We start from the raw sequence: 18,135 nt of genomic DNA, 5'->3' as shown, positions 1-18,135 counted from the left end.
CTGGCGGGGTGAGCGACAGCAGCAGCATCCAGAGCACGCCCCTCGAGTCCCTGCACGTCCGTCTGGGCGCACGCATGGTGCCCTTCGCCGGTTGGAACATGCCGGTGCAGTACAGCTCGATCATGGATGAGCACGGGGCAGTGCGGACCTCGGTTGGGATTTTCGATATCTCGCACATGGGTCAGTTCATCGTCACCGGCCCCGGCGCGCTGGCGTGGCTCAACCACATGCTTGCGAACAACGTCGCCAAGCTTGAGCCCGGCCAAGGCCAGTATTCTTTCCTTCTGAATAAGAACGGCGGCGTGATCGACGACCTGATCGTCTATCGCACCGGCGGGGACAGCTTCTTCATCGTGGTGAATGCCTCGATGATCGACGAGGACTTCCACTGGATGCACAATCACCAACCGCCCGAGGACGTCTGGTTTACGAACGAAAGCGCCCAGTGGGCCGGCATGGCGATCCAGGGGCCGGATGCCGCAGCGACCTTTGCCAAGGTCTGCCCGGGCCAAGCGCTGCCGCCGCGCAATGGCATCGCTCGCTTCCCCGTGGATGGCGGCGAGGCCGTGGTCTGTCGCACCGGCTACACCGGGGAAGACGGCTTCGAGTTCTTCTGCCCCGCCGGAAGCGGTGAGGCTTGGTTCGAGAAGTTCATTGCCGCCGGGGCCAAGCCCTGCGGCCTCGGTGCCCGTGATAGCCTGCGCCTGGAGATGTGCTATCCGCTCAATGGCAGCGACCTGTCGCCGGAGCGCACGCCGATCGAGGCCGGGCTCGGCTTCTTCGTGGACCTCGACAAGGGCGACTTCATCGGCCGCGAGGTGCTCGCGAGGCAGAAGGCCGAGGGACCCGCACAGCGACTCGTGGCGCTGGAATACACCGACAAGGGTGCGCCGCCGCGGGCTCATTACCCCGTGCTGGATGCCTCCGGCCAAGTGATCTCCGAACTCAGTAGCGGGGTGCTCTCGCCCAGCCTCGGCAAGGGCATCGGCATGGCCTACGTGCCCGCCGCCCTGGCCAAGCTAGGGACGGACCTGCTGGTGGATGTCCGCGGCCGCCAATTCCCCGCGAAGGTCGTGAAGAAACCGTTTTACAAGCCCACCGCGCAGAAAGCATAAGCTTCTTATACCGATCCTCTTTTCCCGATGAACGTTCCTCAGAATCTCCGCTACAATAAGTCCCACGAGTGGGTCCTTCTCGAAGGCGACGTCGCCACCGTCGGCATCTCCGACCACGCCCAGGAAGAACTCACCGACGTGGTCTTCGTGGAGTTGCCGCCCGTCGGCAAGACCGTCGATCTCGGTGACCCGACCGCCGTGGTGGAATCCGTGAAGGCCGCGAGCGATATCTACGCCCCGATCTCCGGTGAAGTGGTGGAAGTGAACGATGCCGTCGAAGCCGATCCTTCGCTGGTGAACACCGATCCCTATGGCAAGGGCTGGATCTTCAAGCTCAAGATCAAAGACGCTGGCCAACTCGACCAACTCCTCGATGCCGCAGGTTACGAGGCGATGATCGGGTAAGGGGAGTGGCGTGAGGGGGCATGATCCCATAACGGGGCGTGCTCCCCCATAACAGCCGCAGGCCCTCGGACTGCTGCGATGATTCGCAGCTTTCGAATGCAGGGAGGGGGGCGTGCTTCCCCCGCGGCCCGAATCAGCCCAACAAAGCGCACTGCCGGAAACCCCTGCGTGCTCCCCCATAACAGCCGCAGGCCCTCGGACTGCTGCGGTGATCCGCAGCTTTCAAATGCAGGGAGGGTCGTGCCTCCCCGCGGCCCCAATCAGCCCATCACGCGCAACGCTGGGCTTCCCTCGCGTCGCACGAATCCCACAGATCTGAGGGCGCCATTCCCCTCAATCAAACTCATCCCAGACTTTCAAACGGTCTGTCTTGAACCGCTGCACGCTAGCAACAAAGCCTTTCGGTGCATTCGTCTCGAACCACGCCGCGCTGCACCAGCGATAATCACAGCTCCGCACCACCAACCCGTGCTTCACCGAATTCTCGTTAACGTATCGCAAGCGTGCGAGATAAGAGGTGTGATGAGTGATGTTGGTTTCCCGGAAGTTCATCCAGACTCTCCGGCCGACAGTCTCTGAAAGCTTGTTAACTCCGATCGCGGTCCTGCGATGGAATTCAGTCAGCCATTCCCGGAGGCTTTCTCCGCTTCCTTTTGGGGAATCCGCGACAAAGTGATAGTGGTTGGAAAAGACTGCCCATGCACGCAGTTGCCAGCCGAATTCTTTGGCGGTGTCGATCAGGAGACAGGTGACCAAATCGAGCTTTGCATCGGTGTCGAAAATGGGCCGACGGTGGTAAGTTGAAGCAGTGACGAAGTAGGTGCCACCGTCAAACAGCCAATGCGGTGGGGCGTGAGGCCAGGGCGCTTGGTTCATTTCCGGAATGACTTCTTGGTTATAGGATCGGTGAGGCTTGTTCAATCGGCTTTGGGAACATTCCGGTGATCCAATACTCGGGTTGCGAGGGCCGCTGCTGCATCTTCCTGTCGCGGACGCTTCGCTTCCTTTGGATGCTGCGAATGGTATCGGCGGTTTGAGGCGGGCTGGATTTGTTTTGGTACGTGACCTCTTCAGCATCGGGCCTGATGGGCTGATTCGGTCCACAGGGGATGCCCGCCTCACCCTACATTCGAAAGCTGCGAATCATCGCAGCAGTCCGAGGGCCTGCGGCTTTATTGGGGGAAGTCGATTGTTGGACCTTCCCACATTCCCTTTGGTGAAGGTCGTGTGAATTCGGCGCCCCATCCCCGGGCTGTCTTGACATAGAACTTCGGGTCTCCAGATTGCGCGCGATGTTCCCCCGGCGCATTGTTTCGAGTTATCTGGTGGCCTGCACGGCTTTCGGGATGCTGTGCTCACATCACGCTCCTGCCGCTACCACCACGCCCTTGGGCATCTACGCGGTGAAGATTAATGGCACCGCACCGGGCGAATCCCGCGCGCGGACCTATCTCGGTATTCAGCTCCTGCAGCCACCGGTCGTCCTCGGCCTTGCCTCACAGGTGGATGGCAAGCGGTTCAGCTATTCCTTCAGCGGTCTCCCGTCACTTGAGTCGGGGAAAGAGTATTTCGTTCATGTCCTGAACGGCCCGGGCTCCGGGTTCATCACCCGGGTGGTGTCCTTCGAGGGATCTTGGATCGTTTGTGACCAGAACTTGATGATGACCCCGGGTGCGCAGGTTTCCATCCGCCCGCATCCACGGCTGATCGATCTCTTCGGAGCTGACAATCGCTTCGGTTTCGCCGCCGCTCCGAATGCTGCGACTGCGGACAAGATCGTGATCTGGGATGCTGCGATCCAGCAGGAGCGGGTCTACTATTACAACTCGACCCGCAGCCGCTGGGAAGAGAAGGACGTGGAAGCAGAGGCCGGTTTGACCAACGTTCGTTATCCGAACGGCCTCTATGTCGTCCGCCATTCCGCGACACCCCTGCGGATCGCCCTGAAAGGGGAGATCTCCGCCGCTCCGGTGCTGTTGCCGGTGCATGAAGGCGGCAACGTCTTCTCGCTGCCGGTGAATCTCTCGGCATCGCTGGCGAATCTCGTGGCGTCGGATGGTTCCTTCCATGTGCAGTCCGGCAAGAACGCGGCGCAGGCGGATATCCTCTCTTTCGTGGATCCCGGCGGGGTAGCCCGTCGGGGGCCTTTCTACTTCCGCTCGAAGCCTGGCGATACCGGCTGGCGCACGGTGGGTGCGGACGATAGCGATGAACCGCTCCAGCCGCTCGACATGCTTTCCACCTTGGTCCTGCACGGGCGGGGCGGGGACCACTTCCTGCGGGTGACCGGTAGTTTGGATGCTCCCGCCAGTCCGCCTTTTGTCCCGGATTCTGATCCCGAGGTCGGCGAGCTGCCCTTGCAGGTCGAGATGAAAATGCCCGTCCAGCAGATGCCCGGCTTGTTCTTTACCCTCGAGGTCAGCAGGGACCTTCAGCAGTGGGCCGCCTATGGCGCATTCGCATGGGCCCCGGGTGGCTACGTGAGTTTCCAGCTTCCGCCCGGCGAAAGCCGCGCCTTCTATCGGATGCGGGTTGAGTCCGAATTTTGAAATGCCGCGCATGAAAATCCCACCCTTGCTTCTGCTCGCTCTGGCCACCGGCGTCCCGCTGCATGCGGGCACGGTCGTCGTGACCAGCTTGCCCGGCGACTTTGCTGCCCCGCAGTCGCTGCGGTCCTTCCGTGGTCTTCCGCTCGGTCCGGAAACCACCATCCAGCTCGGTGCCTTCCCGGCCATGAGTGATGACCAGGTGCTGGATCTTGCCACTGGTGGCTATTCCGCCTTGCTCGCAGCTTGGCTGCCCTTCGGCACCGCACGCAGCATGGGTGAGGGCGCCGGCGATCAGGAGGATAGCTTCGAGATCGCGGTCCAGCAGGATATCTCGGCCTCAGCTCTCGCCGGGCAAGAGATCAGCATCTTGATCCGCAATGGCCAGGAGTTCCTGGTCGCCCGCTTCAAGGCCCAGTCTTTCGCCGCCGATACCGAGACCGGCTTGGAGCAGGTCGCCACACTCCAGCTTCGCGATGCCAAAATGATCGTGGGCAATCGCCTCGGCCCGCAGGTGATCGCGACAAGTACGACGCCTGCCGTAGGTAGCTACGGGTCATGGATGGCGGCCTATGCGGCAGCCATCACCGATGAAACGCTGCGTGAGCCGGAAGCCGATGCCGATGGCGACGGCTTGTCGAACTTCCTCGAATACGCCACCGGTGGCAATCCGGTCTTGGGGGCTGATAGCAGCGTCTGCCGGATCTCCGAAGATGAGATCGGCCACCCTTGGTTCAGCTTCCGCAGCCAACCGGGTCTGGGTGGCATCGGCCTCTCTCTTGGCTCCTCGCCCGATCTTCAGGAGTGGTCGGATTTTGCGGGGGATCTCGAGTGGGATCCCAGCCCGCCCGACGCCAAGTCATGGCTGCGAACCCGGATTCCCGCCACCATGCCTTCGCCTTGGTTCTTCCGGCTCGAGCTCGACGAATAGGTTTGCCGCGGACTGCCGCATTGACTTCCTGTCATCTCCTGATCCCAAATAGAGGAATCGACCAGTTGTAGTCAGTGGTGTTAGATTGATCCCTTTTTATGAAAACCCCTTTAGCTCTCATCTTCGTCGCCCTGATTGGCGTGGCTGCATTCTTGATGGGGCGGGGGAAGCCGGTCGAGTCGGCGGGGCACGCAACCAGTGGCGCCTCGTCGCAGAGTTCCCCGGCTGGGCGGGAAGCGAAGGCCCCGACTCGGGCGACCACGGATCCCCGGGTAGCGGTGAAGCCACGGGTCGGGACCGATGTTCTGACGACGGAGAAAGCGGCTCAACTTAGTTCCGAAGAAAGGATCGCACTCCTCAAAAAGGCGGCGCTCTTGGCGGATCCCGAGAAGCAGGCCGACATCCTCTGCGGACTGATCTCCGCGATGAACGAAAACGAATTGCTGGAGTCCACCAAGACCCTGCTGGACGCGCAGCGCCGGGGTAACAACTGGTCGCAAGAGGTATGGAACACCCTCTGGACCCAATGGGGCCGGGTCAATGCGGAGGCTTGCCTGTCTTTGTCGAAGAAGGGGACACCCTATCCGGGGTGGAACGGCCTGGATGGCTTGAATACGCCGAACGATTACCGCTGTTGGATGGCAGGCTGGCTTGAGGCTCATCCGGAAGCGGCGATGGCATGGGCGGGCCAAGCCAAGGACAATCTCCGCGAAGCAACCGGTGCGGCCTTTGCCATCACCAGCAGTGCCAACGGCGATCTCAAGCAGATGGAGTCGTCGATGCTCGCCATCAAAGGCGACAAGCTAACACTCCAAGCCTGCTTCGGGGACTACTTGGATTTGGCGATCTCCACGGGAGACAAGCCGCAGGTGTCCGCCGTCTATGAGCAACTCGACCCTGCATTGCGGGCGGCGGCGTGGCCCGCGGTGCTGGAGCGCCTTGCTTACTCCGATCCCAGCGCGGCGGGCGCTTGGCTCAAAGAGCATGGGAAGGATCCGGGCTACGACGCGCGGGCAACTCTCCGGGTGGTCATGGAGTCTGCCGGAAATGATCCAGCAGGAACAGCCAAGTGGGCGATTGAATTGGCGGCCCCACGGAGCGACGAGGTTGGCACGCTACCCCACCCGGGGGTCATGGCGGTCCAGCGGTGGCTTGGGACGGATCCGGAGGCAGCCGAAGCCTGGCTGCGCACTCAACCGGCGGATGCTCCCTGGGTCACTGCATTCAAGGGCCGCCAGTAGAGAGCCACGGCATTCCTGTCTGCGATTTCGGATACCGTCGCTATGAAGCTATCCACTACTCTTGTTCTGGCAGCCTGTGCCGGAGTGGTCGCGTATGTGGCCGGGCACTGGGCTCAACCGGCGCCGGTCTCAGAGACGGGGTCTGCCGCAGCTCGTGCTCCCGTAGATCCTGCGAAATCCGAACAGAGGCCTGCTCCCCGGGATGCCGCCGCGTTGGCCGCGGTTCAGGCGCTGGGGAAGTACGCCGCATGTAGTAAGGAGTTCTCCGCCCGGAGTGCCGCGAGTCTCAGCCCCGAAGAACGGCTGGAGCTGCTGGCCAACGGTGCCATGGTGGGTGACTATGGGAATCAGGAGGCGATGCTCTGCGGTCTGATCTCCGTGCTGACCAAGGATGAAATTCAAAAAGCCACGGCAATCCTCGGCGGGATACAGGATCAGGGGAATAGCCAGGCCCCTGAAGTTTGGAAGAGTCTTTGGAAGCAGTGGGGACGAGTGGATCCCGAGGGCGGCTTGGCACACTTCGACGAGAATTCACGTGGCAAGTCCCCGACCGACGCCCGCAACATGATGACCGGCTGGCTTGAGACGGATGCCGCCGCCGCACTCGCATGGGCGAAGAAGTCCGGCAAAGCCCCGCTCGAAGCCGCCGCCGCCGCGCTCGCCATCAGGGAAAATGCCAATGGCAACCTCAAGCAATTGGAAACGGCGATCCTCAAATTCCCAAGCGGTGACGCGACGGCAAAGGCCTGCCTTGATGACTACTTCGATCTCGCCAGCCTGGCCGGTAAGGAACAAAGCGCCGCGGCCATTTACGAGGGCATTTCACCCGCGCTGCGGCCAGCGGCATGGACCGCGGCGGCGAAGCGAATCGGCCTCGAAAGCTCTGAGGAGGCAAAAACCTGGCTCACCAAACACGCCGCTGACCCGGGCCGCGACTATGCTGAGCTGGGCGAACTGTTCCGCACGCTCGCCTATGAGGATCCTGCGGAGACCACCCGCTGGGCCACTCTGTTGCCGTATTCGGCGGATACGGATCGCATTCATCCTGCGATCATGCCGGTCATGAGTTGGATGGAACGCGATCCAGAGTCAGCCATCGCATGGTTGAAGACCCAGCCCACCGACGCACCATGGCGGGTTGGCGAAGATCATCAGTGAGGACCTCTCATATCAGCACCTTCCGCATCACCTCCGCCACATCCTTGGCGGAGTGACAGCGGAGGAACTCCTCGTGCCTTCCCGGCACAGCATGCGTCTCGACCGGCTGCTTGGTCTTCCAGCCGAGCTTGCGATCACGCGGCACCCAGCCCTCGTCCTTGGCCCGGATCAGCACCAGGCGGCCGACTTCCGGCAAGCGCGGGGTATGGACGTGCAGGGCTTCCCAGTGCCGCGTGGCTCGCGCCTGCGAAGCCTCGTCCAACATCTCAATGTCGAGCACGCTGCGGATGTCTGGGATTGTGCGGCGCTGGGACTTGACCATGCAGTTCACGCCCTGGGCTGCTGCGCGCTGCTTCATCTTGAGGCGGCGCATCGCGCCAGCGCAGTCGCGGGCCAGCAGGCTGCGCAGCCGCGAAGGGAAGCGCGTGGCGACCCGCCACCAGGTGGCAGGATTGAGCCACTGCAGCGATGATGGCCGGAAACCGGGTGGCGTGGTCTCTAACAGCACCAGCAGTTCCACTTCCTCGCCCGCTAGCGTGAGCTGCCAGGCGATCTCCGCAGCCACGTTTCCGCCGAAGCAGAAGCCGGCGAGGCGATAGGGACCGTGCGGCTTGACCGCGCGGATCTTCTCGATATGGGCACGGGCCATCTCACTGATGAAACCAAAGGTCCGGGTTCCCTCGGCGATGCCGTAGGACACTGCCCGTCCGTCCAGCAGACGCGCGGTCTCACGGTAGGGCAGCAAGCCCATGCCGCCATCGACCAGCGTGTGGATCCAGAACAGCGGCTTGCCCAGATGGCCTTCGCTGAGACGGATCACCCGCGGCTGCGCGAGGTCCGGCGCGGCATGGCGGCGGATGTGCTCGGCCATCCCCGCAGGCGTCGGACGGTCGAAGAGCCAGTCGAGCGGGATGGTCACGCCGATGCGCCGCGTGACTTCCGATACCAAGCGGGCGGCGAGCAAGGAATGGCCGCCGAGAGCGAAGAAATCATCGTTCACCCCGACGCCTCGGCAATCGAGCACATCGCCCCAAATGTCGGCCAGTTCCTCTTCGAGGCCATACGCGCCACCCCCGCCGCCGGTGGCTGCAGAGGCACCCTTGAATTCCGGCAGCTCGCGGCTGGCCAGGGCCTTGCGGTCAATCTTGCCGCTTGCGGTCAGCGGCATGCGCTCGATCGCCACCAAGGGCGACGGCACCATGTAGTCCGGCAGGCGCTCGCGCAGGTGGGCTGTGAGTTCCGCGGGATCGAAAACCGCCGAGACCGGCCGATACCATGCGACCAAACGTCCTTCCGGCGTGAGTACCGCCGCGGCTTCCGCCACCGCCATGTAAGAGAGCAAAGCGGCATCGATCTCGCCCAGCTCGACACGGAAGCCGCGCACCTTGATCTGCCCATCGGAGCGGCCGAGGCACTCCAGGCTGCCATCCGGTTGCCAGCGCGCGAGGTCACCGGTGCGGTAGAGCCGCGAGCCGAAAGGCGAAACCATGCCTGCCGGGTTGATGAAGCGCTCTGCTGTTAGATCGGGCTTCTGCCAGTAGCAATCGGCCAGACCCGCACCGGAAATCAGCAGCTCGCCCGGCACACCCGGCGGCATCGGCGTGCCATCCTCCGCGGCGATGTGGATCCCGGTATTGGCAATCGGCTGGCCGATGCTGATGTGCTGCGGGTCGTCAGGAATCTTCCAAATAGTCGACCACACCGTGGTCTCGGTAGGCCCGTAGAGATTCCATGCCTCCCGACCAAGTCGCACCAGGCGCTTGGCCAGCGGCAAGTCCATCGCTTCGCCACCGCAGAGGATCTTCATGCGCGGCGAGCCTTTCCAGCCAGCGTCCATCAGCATCCGCCAGGTTGCCGGAGTGGCTTGCATCGTGTCCGGACGATTGTCCTCGATCCGCGCCAGCAGCGCCACTGGATCACGCGCCGTCTTGCTGGTGACCAGATCCACCGTGCCTCCGCTGATCAGCGGCAGGAAGATCTCCAGCGCGGAGATGTCGAAGGATACCGTCGTGACCGCGAGCAGGGTTTCCCCATCGTGGAAGCCCGGCTCCTCCGCCATCGAGAGCAGGAAGTTTGCCAGCGCCCCGTGGGAGACCACCACGCCCTTCGGCTTGCCGGTGGAGCCGGAGGTATAGATGATATAAGCCGCATCCGCCGTCTGCGGCAACACCCGCCGCGTGTGCGTCATATCCTCCGCCATCGCCGGCTGAAGTACGATGCATGCCGTATTTTCCGGCAGCCGTTCCTCAAGGGACGGCGAGACCAGCACGTGCAGCGGAAATTGATCCTCCAGCACCAGCGCCAGGCGCTCGGGCGGATTCGCCGCATCTAGTGGCACGTAAGTCGCACCGGCCTTCCACACCGCCAGCATAGCCACCGGCAGCAGCAGGTTGCGCTCGAGCATCAGCGCCACCCGGTCGCCCGGTCGCACACCTCTCTCTGCCAGGCTTCCCGCCAGCGCCGCTGCTTGCCGGTCGAGATCGCCGTAAGTCAGGAATTCCGATCCACAGCGCACGGCGGCCCGCTCGCGGCAGCGGGTGGTGCTCGCCGCGATCAGGCCCGGCGCGGTCTTGGTCGGGAAAGCGGGTCGGAAGGCACCCTGACCGGTCGAGATCAAACGCCAGCGGTCAGTCTCGGCCAAGCTATCGATCCGCGCCACCGCTCTCTCTGGATCGCGGCAGACCTGTTCAAGCGTGGCGAGATAGCGGCCAAGCATCGCCGCCGCGGTCTCCTCACGGAAAAGATCGGACCGGTATTCCAGCACCACCTGATGCCGGTCGCTCAGCACGAAGACCATCAAGCTCAGATCAAACTGCACCGCCCCGCGATGCGCCAGGAAGGGCCGGCAGCGCAGCCCGCCATGCCAAGTCTCCGTGATCGGCAGCTCCTGGTGGTCGAACATCACCTGCGCCAGCGGCGCACGATCGCGCGCACGTTCCGGCCGCACCGCCTCGATGATCCGCTCGAAGGGCGCATCCTGCGCCGCCTGCATCTCGAAGGAAGCCTCCCGCACCCGGTCTAACAGATTCACGAAGCTCTCCTCCGGATCCAGCGTCAGGCGGAAGGGCAGGGTATTCACCAGCGTGCCCACCAGATTACCCGCGGCGGCATGGTTGCGGTTGGCCACCGGCACCGCGATCGTCGGATCATCGTCGGCACCGTGGCGGCGCAGCATCAGCAGGAAGGCCGCGAGCTGCACCATGAAGGGCGTCGCGCGCCGCGACTTTGCCAGCTCTGCCACCCGCAGCGCTAGCGAGGCCGGCACCGTCCGCTCCACCGCACCACCCACGGAGGATGGCTTGGCAGGGCGGGGGAAGTCGGTCGCGAGCTCCATCACCCCGGAGTGCCCGGCCAGCCGCTCCTTCCAGTAGGCGATCCGCGCGTTCGCAGCGCCGCTGTCGATCCATGAACGGTGCCACGCCGCGTAGTCGAGATAGTCAGGCGCCTCGGGCGGCGGATTCGGCTCCAAGCCCTGGGCATAGGCGGCATAGCAGGCCGCCAGATCGCGGACCAGCACTCTAACAGACCATCCATCCGCCGCGATGTGGTGCGCGCAGAGCGAGAAGACCTGACGGTTCTTGCCGCACTCCACCAGCAGCGCGCGGATCGGCGAGCCATCGGCCAGATCGAAGGGCCGTAACGCGAAGGTCTTGAGCGTGCCCTCCAGCGCTTCCTTGCCATGGGCCCGCGTGCGCTCGATCGGCGGCGGCGGGGAATCGTCGATCCACACCGTCGGCTCGCCATTCCGCGCGATGTGGCGGCTGCGCAGGATCGTATGGTGATCCAGGATCCTCGCATAGGCCTTCTCCAGCGCGGAGAGATTCAGCGGCCCATCCATCTCCAGCGCGCCGAAGACGTGATAAGCCGCGCTCTGCGGTTCCAGTTCGTGCAGGAACCACATCCGCTCCTGCGAATGCGTGAGCAAACCCGCGAGAGCCCCGGAGCCCGGCACGATTTGCGGCGGCGGTGAAGTCTCCTCCGCCTTGCTCTCGACCGTCGCCGCGAGGTGCGCGAAGGACGGCGACGTGAAAAGATCCGAGTGACTCAGCTCGACCCCGGTGGCCGCCCGCAGCAGGGCGGACAAACGCGTGGCCTCGATCGAACTCATCCCAAAGGCGATCAAGTCATCCTCCGCCCGCGCCCCGTCGCGACCGGTTGCCTCACGCACCGCATCGAGCACGCATTCCAGGATCGGTCCAACTGGAAGATGCCGGGCGTGCGACGCCGTCGCTTCATCATAGATTACCGCGAGCGTTTTCGCAGCCAGCGCCTCGCGCGTCGCATTGCGGCGGATCTTGCCGCTGGTGGTGCGCGGCAGCGTCAGGTTGCGGACGAAGAGAATGCGGTGAACCGGAATCTCTAACAGATCCGCCACCCGCCGCCGGATCGCCGAGCACAGCACGTGGAGCTTCTCGCGCGGCAGCCGCGCGCATTCCAGCACCAGCGCCACGCCTTCGCCACTGCTGGTGTCCGCCGCGACCGCTGCCGCCGCAGTGATTTCCGGATAGGCGATCAAGGTGGACTCCACATCTTCCGGCGCCACATTCGTGCCATCCAGGATGATCAGGTCCTTGATCCGGCCGACCACGTGCAGCTCGTCATTCTCCAGATAGCCACGGTCGCCGGTGTGCAGCTCGCCATCCTCATCGAAGGACGAGGCCGTCCCCTCAGGTTGATTCCAGTAGCCGGATGAAACACAGGGACCCTTCACCCGGATCTCGCCGACCTGCCCTACCGGTAGCGTGTCGCCGCTTTCCGGATCGGCGATACGGATCTCCAAGCCATCCAGCGCCGGACCGCAGGACACATGACGTCCGGCCTGCGGGTGGTGGGAAATCCTTTGGAGCGCACCCGCACGGCACGCGCTCACCGTGAGCGTCGCCTCCGCCAGACCATAGCCGGGCAGAAACGCCTCGGGCTTGAAGCCATAGGGCGCGAAGCGCCGCGTGAAGCGCTGCAGCGTCTCCACCTGGATCCGCTCCGCCCCGCAGGGCGCCGCCTTCCAGCAAGAAAGATCCAGGCCCTCCAGCTCCTCATCGCGGATCGAGCGCAGGCACATCTCGAAGGCGAAGTTCGGGCCGCCGCTGAATTCCGCGCAGTAGTTGCTGATCGCCCGCAGCCAGCGCACCGGCCGCTGCACGAAGTGGTCCGGCGAAAACATCGTCAGCGAAAATCCCGCCTCCAGCGCGAAGAGGATCTTCAGCACCAGCCCCATGTCATGATAGGGCGGCAGCCAGCTCAGCCCGCGGCGGATGTCCAGGCCCTCGATGTTCGCCAGCAGCGCGCTCGAGTGATGCCGCAGGTTGCGGTGATGGATCATCACTCCCTTCGGCTCCGCCGTGGAGCCGGAGGTATACTGCAGCAGGCAGGGATGATGGCCCTCCTTCGCCGGTCCCTCATGCGGCTTGCCGATGGTCGATAGCTCCGCGGTATCGAGAATCCGGAGATCGGAGATTGCGTGCTGCGGCTGCTCACCCAGCGCCAGCGTCGCACCGGAGTCGCGCAGGATCGCTTCCAGCCGCTGGCGGTGGCGGTTGCCCCGCGGCGGATAGGCTGGCACCGCGATCGCCCCCGCATACCAGCACGCGAAGAGACCGGTGATGAAAGCCAGCCCCGGCGACTCCATCAACAGCACCGGCTTGCCACCCGCGCCCTTTTTCAAGAGCCCGCCGGCCACCGCCCGCGCATCCCGCGCCAGCTCGCCGATCGTCAGGTTCAGCTCGCGCTCCTCACCATCCGGCAGGAAACGGTAGGCCAGCGCATCCGGATCCATCGCCGCCCGGTGATCAAGCACACCCGTCAGCGCGCAACCGGCCGGAATGGCAGGGCGCTCCAAGGAAGCGGCGACGGGAGGAGTCATCTCGGATGGGGGAATCCGCTGCCGGTCAGTCAAACCGGCGGATGCTGGAACTTAGGGGAAAGGACCTATGCCGACAATCCCCGGCTGGGTACGCGATCACGGGGGATTTGCGGCCTCATAGGAAGCGGATTCTGCGCCAGTTCCGCCTGAGTTGCTCCACCCGTAGCGGACCGGCTGCGCCGTCCGGCAGGGCGGATCCACCCCAGAGACCGCCACGCCTCCTCCTCCACGCTATCCCCAACCGAATCACCCTCCCATTCCGCCACACCCTTCTACTGCGGCACCGCCGCCTTGGACTGCGTGCAACCCTGTTGCCGCTTTCGGCAAGCAACCCTGTTGCCGTGAAGCACCTCAAAACTCCCACCTCGCCCAGCAATCCCTCCCGAATCCCATCCCAGCGGCCTGAAATCACCAGCCTCCACAGCGCCGGAGGCGCGTCGGAGATTCGCCGGTTGGTGGAGCGCAGCGGAACCACCGGACCCGGCCACCCAAACACCTGCCGTCCCGGAGGGCCGGCGGATGGGCTGGAAGTAATCCTCACGCGTTTGCCTTGCGCCGAAACGCAAAGAACCCCGCCACGGCGAGAATCACCAATGAAATCCCGGCGATCCACAGCGGAAGCACCTTTCCTTTCTCCGTCGTGCCTTTCGCTTCCGCAGCGGAAGTTGCAGACGGCGTCCAGTTCTTTGCGGGACGTGATCCGATTGCCGCCGTCTTGCTTTCCGCCAAAGGCTTATTGTCGGGGCCTAGGCCGATGTCAGCATTGAGCACCGCCCGCTCTCCCCAAGTGGCTTTGACGATCTGCGGAAGACGGTTCCGTTGTGCTGACTTTCGCAGCCATTCGACCACTTCGTCCACTCCACTCATTCTCGGAGCTCCCACTAGGTTCGCCAAGAGCAGCGATGCTTTAGCCCGATCATCGTTGTTTCTCCCCGTAAGACCGATCTGCTGATAAAATTCTCCTATTCCTGGCTCATCAATGACTCCCGCCCCATTTTTTTCATCGGGCCTTTTTGCTTCGGCGGCAGCTTCGACGTCTCGGACCATCTTTTTGAATTCAGGACTGTCGTAGTCATATTTCAACGACTTCACATGCCGATTATCGTAGGTAAGGTCCACAAGCAATCTTAGCGACCATTCAGCGGGAAGAGTGCTCGCAAAGCCGATTGCCTCTTCACGAAGAGGATCTTCCAGAATTGGCTCCTTGGCCAAGTAATCCCGAAGCCATTCGCGCATTCGTGGGTCTCGGGCAACTGCGGCACGGAATTCGAAAGCTACTTCGTTTGGCTCACTTCCAGAAAAATGCGCACCGTAATTCCTAACGATCTCTTCTGGCGATTGTGTCAAAAGGTCGGCGTTTTTTGGCGGCAGGGCCAATGCCGGGCCTGTCGCAAGAATAAGTAGAAATCCGGCGCAAAATGATGCCATGAGAACGGATGAATTCATTGCTTAACTGAGCGGTATCGGAAAGGTCAATGGGGTCAGTCCTTGAATTTTGAATTCGACCGCATCCTGAGCGATGCCGCTTCCACCTCTGCAAGGCTTAAGGAATGACCCCGGTCACGCCGCCTTCCTCCGGAAAGCGAAGAACCCTGCGATTCCCAACAGCAGCACCAAAGCAGCAGAGATCCAAGCCACGCTCCTCCCCACTGCGTGGCCAGTCTCGCTTTGTCCGGCGGACGGGCTACTGGGCGGATTTGAAGAACTGATCGCAGAATTGGATTGGGCTTCTTTCCGGCTCGCCAGCTTTGAAGGCGTTGCTCCCGCAAGAATCTGGCGCAAGTCCTCGACCGCAGCCTTCATCTCCCGCGAATCTTTCTTCCTCTCATCGGCGGCCAAACCGGACACGTCATGGTAGAGATTCGCAATCAGAAGCCGCGTCGACTTCTTGAGCAGCGCCTTCGAAAGTTCCGGTAACTCGGGGGAGCCTTCCTCAAGAAGGAAGGTCTCGCGGAGGCCGTTATTGGCGAAATAGCGAGCCTGCATCGAAGGAGCCTGCGATATTGATTCCGGGTCCTCGTCTGCCAGCCAGACACCGGGCTCTTCCAAAATATACTCCATCACTTTGTCCTTTAGTGCTGGATCGGTGATATGTTCGGGAAATACGACCAGCGATTTCCGAAGCCGCTCGTCTTCGATGCACTTTTCCACAAGGCGAGCCGCCTCCCGCCCACCTAGCTCGGCGTGAAGCGCCTCCGCGCTGTAGCCTTCCACTTGGCGGCCGTTGAAGGCTTCAAATAGGGCGTCGTTGCTCAACTCGGAAATGGATCCGCCGCGGCTTGAGATGATCGTCAGGGTTAAAATTGATATGATATGAGCTTTCATTGCTTGGTTTTCTAAGAAAGGGGTCAGTCCTTGAATTCTGAAATTTCATTCCCGGCAGATCGGATCCACCCCAAAAACCGCCACGCCTCCTCCTCCGCGCAATCCCCAACCGAATCACCCTACCATTCCGCCACAACCTTCTACTGCGGCACCGCCGCCTTGGACTGCGTGCAACCCTGTTGCCGCTTTCGGCAGGCAACCCTGTTGCCGTGAAGCACCTCAAAACTCCCACCTCGCCTAGCAATCCTCCCGAATCCCACCCCAGCGGCTTGAAATCACCAGCCTCCCCAACGCCGGAGGCGCGTCGGACATTAGCCGGTCGGTGGAGCGCAGCGGAACCACCGGACCCGGCCACCCCGACGACCTCCCGTCCCGGAGGGCCGGCGGATGGGCTGGAAGGAATCCTCACGCCTTCGCCGACTTCCGTCGAAACGCAAAGAACCCGGCAACGGCGAGGAGCACTGCGGAAACAACTGGAATCCAAACAATACCGCGCTTCCCCTCATGGGTGGCCTCTCCTCGCTCAGGGGAGGCGACGCTTGGCGAGGTTGAATGGGCGCTCGCCCGGGGTGCCAAGTTGGAGGGTTCACGGCCCGCTGGAATCTGTCGTAAATCTTCAACCGCTGCCTTCATTTCTGAAGAGTCTTGGGTACGTTGGTCGGGGGCCAATCGGGTCACACGTCTGAACAAATTGCTAATTTGCAGTCGAGTGGACCTCTTGAGTAGAGAATCCCGAATCCCCGCGATTTCGGGGGCATTCTCACCAAGGAAGAATGCCTCGCGGAGGCCGTGATTGGCGAAATGGTTGGATTGCATCCACGGTGCCTTGTCCATTGGGTTAGACTTTTCATCCGCCAACCAAACTCGGGGTTCGCTCAGGATGACTCCAATTACCTCATCTTTGAGGGTGTTATCAGTAATATGCTCGGGAAAAAATACCAAGAACTGCCGTAGTCGGTCATCCCCCTCGCATTTTTCGACCAATCGGCGGGCTTCCGCACCTCCTAGCTCGGACTCTAACGCCGCTTGGCTGTATCCCTCCACTCGTCCTCCATTTAATGCCTCAGCAAGAGCGTCGGCGCTAAGTTCACCGACTGCTCCGCCAAATGCTGGATTTATCGTGCCTACAACTAGGTATATGAATAAAATGTATGAATTCATCGCTTAACTGGGCGGTATCGGAAAGGTCAATGGGGTCAGTCCTTGGATTTTGAATTCGACCGCATCCTGAGCGATGCCGGTTCCACCTTTGCAAGGCTTAAGGAATGACCTCGGTCACGCCGCCTTCCTCCGGAAAGCGAAGAACCCCGCGATTCCCAGCAGCAGCGCCGAAGCGGCGGAGATCCAGACCATGCTCCTTCCGCCTGCGTGGCCAGTTTCGCTTTGTCCGGGGGATGGGCTACTGGACGGATTTGGAGAACTGATCGCAGAATTGGATTGGGCTTCTTTCCGGCTCGCCAGCTTTGAAGGCTTTGCTCCCGCAAGAATCTGGCGCAGATCTTCGACTGCGGCGTTCATTTCAGGCGTACCGCGAATTCTCTCCCCTTCGCTCAGGCTGGTTAGGTCGTGGTGGAGATTTGCAATCAGCACTCGGGACGATTTTGCCATGAGTGCTTTCTGCAGTTGTGAAAGCTCGGGAGCATTTTCTTCGAGTCGGAAAGCCTCACGGAGACCATTGCTCGCGAAATAATCGGCCTGCATCCAAGCGTATTTGTCCGGATGGGTGATTTCGTCGGCCAACCAAACTCGTGGCTCTGTCAGAACGAACTCTATCACCTCGTCCTTTAGAGCTTGGTCGGTGATGTATTCAGGAAATGCGGTAAGTGTTTTTCGTAGGCCTTCGTCTTCCATGCATCTTTTCACGAGATTGGCAGCGTTTTCTCCGTTGAGTTCGGTTCGGAGTGCCTCTTCACTATAACCCACCTGCCACCCGTTGAGCCCCTTGAGCAGATCGTCATTGCTCAGATCTGCGATTGGGCTGCCTATAGCTGCTTGGATGGTGATGAAGAAAAGGATGATCTTGGAAAACTTGGCCATCGTTCTAATTTCCAGGTGTTGCAAAAAATCCCTCGCCGGATTCTGACCCACTATTTTGCCAGACCTGCTCTTGCGTTTCATTTGTCCCAAATGTGGGCGCCATCATAGGGTGACATTCGATATAATCTGAAATTCGAAACCAAGATGACTTGGGTCGGCTTCTGTGAGATGCGGAATCTAGGGAAGCAAGAACTGTTATTCCGGAAGTCAGTGTAGGCGGAGTTCGCTTTCTTCCCACCTCCCGCTTGCCGGAAGGCCAGGCACCCGGCAGTGGAAAGCCCCCAATTTCGATCGGGACCTGCTTGAAACCGGCGGCATAGCACGCCGTTTTCTTCAGTGAGGGGCTTGCTTGGGGCATGCCTTGGCCCCGGCTCGCTCCTTTTGGGTATTTCCTCCCAAAAACCATCAATTGCTGCGCAACCGTGACGCTCCGTTTGCCGCCTCGACTTTGCTTGGCATCTCAAACGAAAGATGTAAGACAGCGTTTGTTTCGGCGGTAGGGTTTTGCTGGAGCGCA

General features: G+C 61.9%; 12 protein-coding genes. 6 read left to right on the top strand and 6 right to left on the bottom strand.

All coding sequences use genetic code 11. The features are described from left to right. Positions 1-8 precede the first annotated feature (8 nt). Both gcvT and gcvH read left to right on the top strand, forming a co-directional pair. On the top strand, positions 9-1,115 hold the full coding sequence (gene gcvT, locus BV071_RS06210; protein WP_052572962.1) for a glycine cleavage system aminomethyltransferase GcvT: 1,107 nt from the start codon (positions 9-11) through the stop codon (positions 1,113-1,115). A gap of 27 nt (positions 1,116-1,142) precedes the next feature. Beyond that, positions 1,143-1,520: a glycine cleavage system protein GcvH gene (gcvH, locus tag BV071_RS06205; RefSeq protein ID WP_035603508.1), complete on the top strand. Its 378-nt coding sequence runs from the start codon at positions 1,143-1,145 to the stop codon at positions 1,518-1,520. 333 nt (positions 1,521-1,853) lie between these two features. Here gcvH and BV071_RS06200 read toward each other — a convergent pair whose 3' ends face one another. Beyond that, positions 1,854-2,396, bottom strand: a complete 543-nt coding sequence (locus BV071_RS06200; protein ID WP_035603505.1) for a transposase — start codon at positions 2,394-2,396, stop codon at positions 1,854-1,856. 416 nt (positions 2,397-2,812) lie between these two features. On the opposite strand from BV071_RS06200, the gene BV071_RS06195 reads away from it, so the two are divergent. The 4 genes from BV071_RS06195 to BV071_RS06180 all read left to right on the top strand — a co-directional run bounded on the left by BV071_RS06195 (position 2,813) and on the right by BV071_RS06180 (position 7,396). Next, entirely contained in the window at positions 2,813-4,069 is a 1,257-nt protein-coding gene (locus BV071_RS06195; RefSeq protein ID WP_035603501.1) for a hypothetical protein, read from the top strand. Between the two features lie 10 nt (positions 4,070-4,079). Beyond that, a complete protein-coding gene (locus BV071_RS06190; RefSeq protein ID WP_265594128.1) occupies positions 4,080-4,997 on the top strand; it encodes a hypothetical protein in 918 nt (305 codons plus the stop codon). Positions 4,998-5,095: 98 nt separating this feature from the next. Then, positions 5,096-6,238, top strand: a complete 1,143-nt coding sequence (locus BV071_RS06185) for a hypothetical protein (protein ID WP_035603494.1) — start codon at positions 5,096-5,098, stop codon at positions 6,236-6,238. A gap of 42 nt (positions 6,239-6,280) precedes the next feature. Beyond that, a complete protein-coding gene (locus BV071_RS06180; protein WP_265594127.1) occupies positions 6,281-7,396 on the top strand; it encodes a hypothetical protein in 1,116 nt (371 codons plus the stop codon). Positions 7,397-7,403: 7 nt separating this feature from the next. Here the strand turns inward: BV071_RS06180 and BV071_RS06175 are convergent, their stop codons facing one another. The 5 genes from BV071_RS06175 to BV071_RS06155 form a co-directional block, all read right to left on the bottom strand. Continuing rightward, positions 7,404-13,256: a non-ribosomal peptide synthetase gene (locus tag BV071_RS06175; RefSeq protein ID WP_035603489.1), complete on the bottom strand. Its 5,853-nt coding sequence runs from the start codon at positions 13,254-13,256 to the stop codon at positions 7,404-7,406. A 537-nt stretch (positions 13,257-13,793) separates the two neighbouring features. After that, complete coding sequence (locus tag BV071_RS06170) at positions 13,794-14,684, bottom strand: hypothetical protein (protein WP_265594126.1); 891 nt, start codon at positions 14,682-14,684, stop codon at positions 13,794-13,796. Positions 14,685-14,816: 132 nt separating this feature from the next. Beyond that, the gene (locus tag BV071_RS06165; protein ID WP_035603482.1) at positions 14,817-15,581 is read right to left on the bottom strand and encodes a hypothetical protein; all 765 of its coding nucleotides are present in this window, start codon (positions 15,579-15,581) and stop codon (positions 14,817-14,819) included. Between the two features lie 405 nt (positions 15,582-15,986). After that, positions 15,987-16,742: a hypothetical protein gene (locus tag BV071_RS06160; protein ID WP_035603479.1), complete on the bottom strand. Its 756-nt coding sequence runs from the start codon at positions 16,740-16,742 to the stop codon at positions 15,987-15,989. Between the two features lie 114 nt (positions 16,743-16,856). Continuing rightward, a complete protein-coding gene (locus BV071_RS06155; RefSeq protein WP_035603476.1) occupies positions 16,857-17,699 on the bottom strand; it encodes an LPXTG cell wall anchor domain-containing protein in 843 nt (280 codons plus the stop codon). Between the last annotated feature and the right edge of the window lie 436 nt (positions 17,700-18,135).

Source organism: Haloferula sp. BvORR071, assembly GCF_000739615.1.
Lineage (GTDB): Bacteria > Verrucomicrobiota > Verrucomicrobiia > Verrucomicrobiales > Akkermansiaceae > Haloferula.
This window is presented reverse-complemented; position numbering and strand designations above follow the sequence as displayed.